The following is a 3,823-nucleotide window of genomic DNA, read 5'->3' on the forward strand; positions in this document are numbered from 1 at the left end:
GACGGCGATCAGTCGCCCCCCCGGAGCCAGAACGCGCCAGGCCTCTTTCAGCACTGCGTCCGGGTCGGAACAATGATCAAGCGCATGAACGAGCATGATCCGGTCAAAGCAAATATCGGGAAAAGGCAAGACAGCATCTTCGACCAGAGCGCAGGCGCTGTCGCGTTCGCGCGGCCAGGGAACGGCACCTTGAGGTGCCGGCATCGCGGCAATAGCCCGGTCAATGGTGTCAAGATAGGGCCGCATGAATGGCCCGGCATAGCCAATACCCAGAAGGCTTTGTCCTTTCAGATCCGGCCACATGGAACGAATCGGCGCACCGATAAGGCTTCTCAGCAGCCGCCCGAGCGGTAAATCGTAAAATGCGCGCAAATGGACGACGTCAAGATACATCAAAACTCGCTTGGCGGATGCTGTTTGTTGCGATTGAACAAGGAACGCGCGGAAAGCGCAAGCACTCTCGGCTTGCTACCGGACCGTCCTTTTGCCACTGTGCGTTTCAACAAGTCAATCATTGCGGGGAACCGTTTCATGGCCTTGATCGATACAACCGAGATTCATCAGTTCACCTGCCTCGACGACAATTTCGGCGTGCTTGTGCATGACAGGGAAAGCGGAACCACCATCGGGTTCGATGTGCCGCATGCCGGAGCCTATGAACAGGCGCTTGAGGAAACCGGCTGGACACTGACCCATATTCTGATCACCCATCATCATTGGGATCATGTTCAGGGGCTGGGAGAACTCAAGCAGAAAACTGGGGCCGTCGTTATTGGCCCGGCCCGTTCCCGGCAAAAGATCGCCCAGCTCGACCGGACCGTCGAAGATGGTGACCACGTCAAATGCGGCCCTTATGAGGTGAAGGCAATCTCGACGCCGGGACACACGCTCGATCAGATTTCCTGGTACATTCCATCGATCAAGATGGCACACACAGGCGACACCTTGTTCTCTCTTGGCTGCGGCCGGGTATTTGAGGGCGACAAGGAAATGATGTGGTCCTCTCTCGCCAAACTGCTGCGCGAGTTGCCCGACGATACCGCCATTTATTGCGGTCACGAATATTCCGAGGCCAACGCAAGATTCTCGCTGACCATTGAGCCGGAAAACGCTGACCTGCAGGCTAGGGCTCTGGAGATCGCCAAACTGAGAGCGAGTGGCAAAGCGACCCTGCCGACCACAATGGGCCGGGAAAAGGCGACAAACCCGTTCCTGCGCGCCGCGGAAACCTCTGTCGCCGCGGCCCTCGGCATGGAAGGCAAGTCGGCGGTGGACATCTTCACCGAGATTCGCACACGCAAAGACAACGCATAAGCCAAATTGTTTGCCGTTCGTTCAACGCGACCCGTTTCGAGCGGCTTTTCTGGTGCAATAGGCTTAAAACGCTAGGTAATTGTCCCCATATGCACGGAGATGTGATCATGAAGGGGCAGAAACCATGACACCCGCCACGAGCGAAACACTTACCAGTCGAAGCGCTGAACAGCGCGCAAAGGATGTCGTTCACCGTATCGTCACCCAGGCCGAACCGATCCCGGTGCATCAGGGGGGTGGACACAAACTCGATATGCAGGTTCTTTACGAGGAAGTTGTTGCAGCCTTGAGAGAAACGATTGACGATCTCGCATTTTGTACCGAGTCAAAATCGTCCTGAGCAGTCCAAAATCAGATACTTAGATTGCGTTTAGCACTTCCGGGAAACTTTATGCCGATTACGTCCGACCTGACCGCAGAACAAGTCGTCGACCTATTGAACATGCAGCCCCACCCAGAGGGTGGCTTTTATGTCGAAACCTTTCGTGACGAAGTCACCGATACCGACGGTCGTGCGGCGTCGACACTGATCTATTTCCTGCTTCCGAAGGGTTTTCTGTCGCGTTGGCACAAGGTTGACGCGGTCGAGACCTGGCACTGGTATGCCGGTGCTCCGCTGGAGCTTTCCATCAGCCCGGACGGTCGGAGCAAGCAGGTCCTGACCCTTGGCAACGATTTGGGAACTGGCGAGCGCCCGCAAGGCATCGTCCCTCGGGACGGCTGGCAGCAGGCCCGGTCGCTTGGCGCCTGGACGCTGGTCGGCTGCACGGTGGCTCCGGGCTTTCAGTTTGAAGGCTTCGAAATGGCGCCGGAAGGCTGGGAGCCGGGCAACTAATTTCCGAACACGATCACCCAATCAATACGGCAATTGTCTTCTCCGCAATGGCGGGAATAACGCCTACAGACGCTCAAAAGCCTACGCCAGACCTGCAATCGCGCTGGCGAAATCCTTGGCTGAGAACGGCTCCAGATCGGCAACACCTTCTCCGACACCGATGAAGTGAACCGGCATGCCGTGCTTGGCAGCAATTGCGACGAGAATGCCACCGCGCGCGGTGCCGTCGAGCTTGGTCATGACAAGTCCGGTAACACCGGCCACCTTACCGAAGATTTCCACCTGATTGAGAGCATTCTGGCCGGTCGTCGCGTCCAGGGTCAGAAGAACCGAATGCGGAGCTTCCGGGTCGTGTTTCTTGATCACACGGATGACCTTTTCCAGCTCATCCATCAATTCCGCCCTGTTTTGCAAACGGCCTGCCGTATCGATCAGGAGTACATCGACATCCTTTTCCTGCGCTTCTTTCATGGCATCAAACGCCAGACCCGCAGCGTCTGCCCCGGTGTCGCGGGCGATGACTTCAGCTCCGGTGCGCTCGCCCCAGATTTTCAGCTGTTCGACGGCAGCGGCTCGGAACGTATCACCAGCGGCGAGCATGACGGTCTTGCCTTCCGCCCGCAGCTTTTGCGACAGCTTGCCGATGGTTGTTGTCTTTCCGGTGCCGTTCACCCCGACCATCAGCACGACATGGGGTTTTTTGCCTATGTCCAGATCGAGCGGTTGCGCCACCGGTTCAAGAACTTTCTCGACCTCCTCGGAAAGGATCTCCCGGACTTCTTCAGGCGAAATTTCCTTGTTGTACCGGCCATCGGACAGACGATCGGTAATCGCCATGGCCGTATCGACACCAAGGTCTGCCTGGATCAGGATGTCTTCCAGCTCTTCGAGCATGGACGCATCAAGTTTGCGCTTGGTGAAGATGGAGGTGATGCCCTCGGTCAGCGACGAAGACGAGCGCGACAGGCCCTTTTTCAGCCGCTGGAACCAGGAAAGCTTAGGTTCTTCTAGAGCAACCTGTTCTTCTGAAACAGCAGGTTCTTCAACAGTTTCAAGATCTTCTACCGCTTCAGCAATAACTTCCGGTTCGTCAGGCGTTAAGGCATCGCCTGTTTCCTCTTCTGGCTCAGGAGCAAGGTCCGTGGAAACGAATTCTTCCGTTGAAACTGTCCCGCCATGAACAGCGACATCAGGTATGATGCGCGGAGACACATCAAGCGGGACCGGCTGGAAGGGTTCGCTCAACGATGCAACCGGCTTGACTTCCATCTCGACAGTAAGTTCCGGCTCGCCGTTTTCCACTGGCGCACTCGAATGGTCTTCCGAAGACCCCGTTTCATCGGCAATCGGTTCGACTGTTGTGTCAGCCTCGTTCTGCGGCTTTTCCTTGCCGCCAAAGAGCCGACCCAGAAACCCACGCTTTTTTTCGCTCATGAAACCGCCTTAAGAAATCTTGCTCGCCGCTCAGGCGGCTTTGGAGAGCGCTTCGCCCAGAAGATGTCGCCCGGTATGGCCTATTATTCTGGTTTCGACAATCTCTCCGGCCTCGCCACCGCTCAGTTCGACCTGGGTGAACTGTTCGGTTCTGCCGAGGCCTTCCTTCTCGATCAGCACAGGGCGCAAATTGCCGACCTCCAGGGCTAGGTGCAGGCCCAGAACTTCCTCTCCCTTGGC

5 protein-coding genes and 1 pseudogene are annotated in these 3,823 nt (G+C 56.8%); 3 read left to right on the forward strand and 3 right to left on the reverse strand.

Going from position 1 to position 3,823, the window contains the following annotated elements; genetic code table 11:
• The coding region (locus K5905_RS29410; RefSeq protein ID WP_297591116.1) for a class I SAM-dependent methyltransferase at nucleotides 1-393 on the reverse strand (393 nt) is incomplete at its 3' end.
• A gap of 138 nt (nucleotides 394-531) precedes the next feature.
• Here K5905_RS29410 and gloB point away from each other — a divergent pair.
• From gloB to K5905_RS29425, 3 genes are all read left to right on the forward strand, one after another.
• On the forward strand, nucleotides 532-1,314 hold the full coding sequence (gene gloB / locus K5905_RS29415) for a hydroxyacylglutathione hydrolase (protein ID WP_297591124.1): 783 nt from the start codon (nucleotides 532-534) through the stop codon (nucleotides 1,312-1,314).
• Nucleotides 1,315-1,438: 124 nt separating this feature from the next.
• Nucleotides 1,439-1,654 (forward strand): hypothetical protein, encoded by a 216-nt coding sequence (locus K5905_RS29420; protein WP_297591119.1) that lies wholly within the window; start codon nucleotides 1,439-1,441, stop codon nucleotides 1,652-1,654.
• 51 nt (nucleotides 1,655-1,705) lie between these two features.
• Entirely contained in the window at nucleotides 1,706-2,149 is a 444-nt protein-coding gene (locus tag K5905_RS29425; RefSeq protein ID WP_297591122.1) for a cupin domain-containing protein, read from the forward strand.
• Between the two features lie 81 nt (nucleotides 2,150-2,230).
• Here K5905_RS29425 and ftsY read toward each other — a convergent pair whose 3' ends face one another.
• Nucleotides 2,231-3,418: a signal recognition particle-docking protein FtsY gene (gene ftsY / locus K5905_RS29430; protein ID WP_297591126.1), complete on the reverse strand. Its 1,188-nt coding sequence runs from the start codon at nucleotides 3,416-3,418 to the stop codon at nucleotides 2,231-2,233.
• A 195-nt stretch (nucleotides 3,419-3,613) separates the two neighbouring features.
• Nucleotides 3,614-3,823 (reverse strand): annotated as a pseudogene (locus tag K5905_RS29435) (tRNA (N(6)-L-threonylcarbamoyladenosine(37)-C(2))-methylthiotransferase MtaB); the annotation flags it as partial.

It is taken from the genome of Roseibium sp., assembly GCF_025698965.1.
Lineage (GTDB): Bacteria > Pseudomonadota > Alphaproteobacteria > Rhizobiales > Stappiaceae > Roseibium.

Coding starts and splice junctions, on each gene's coding strand:
- gloB (WP_297591124.1), top strand. CDS start 532: ATGGCCTTGATCGATACAACCGAGATTCATCAGTTCACCTGCCTCGAC.
- K5905_RS29420 (WP_297591119.1), top strand. CDS start 1,439: ATGACACCCGCCACGAGCGAAACACTTACCAGTCGAAGCGCTGAACAG.
- K5905_RS29425 (WP_297591122.1), top strand. CDS start 1,706: ATGCCGATTACGTCCGACCTGACCGCAGAACAAGTCGTCGACCTATTG.
- ftsY (WP_297591126.1), bottom strand. CDS start 3,418: ATGGAAGTCAAGCCGGTTGCATCGTTGAGCGAACCCTTCCAGCCGGTC.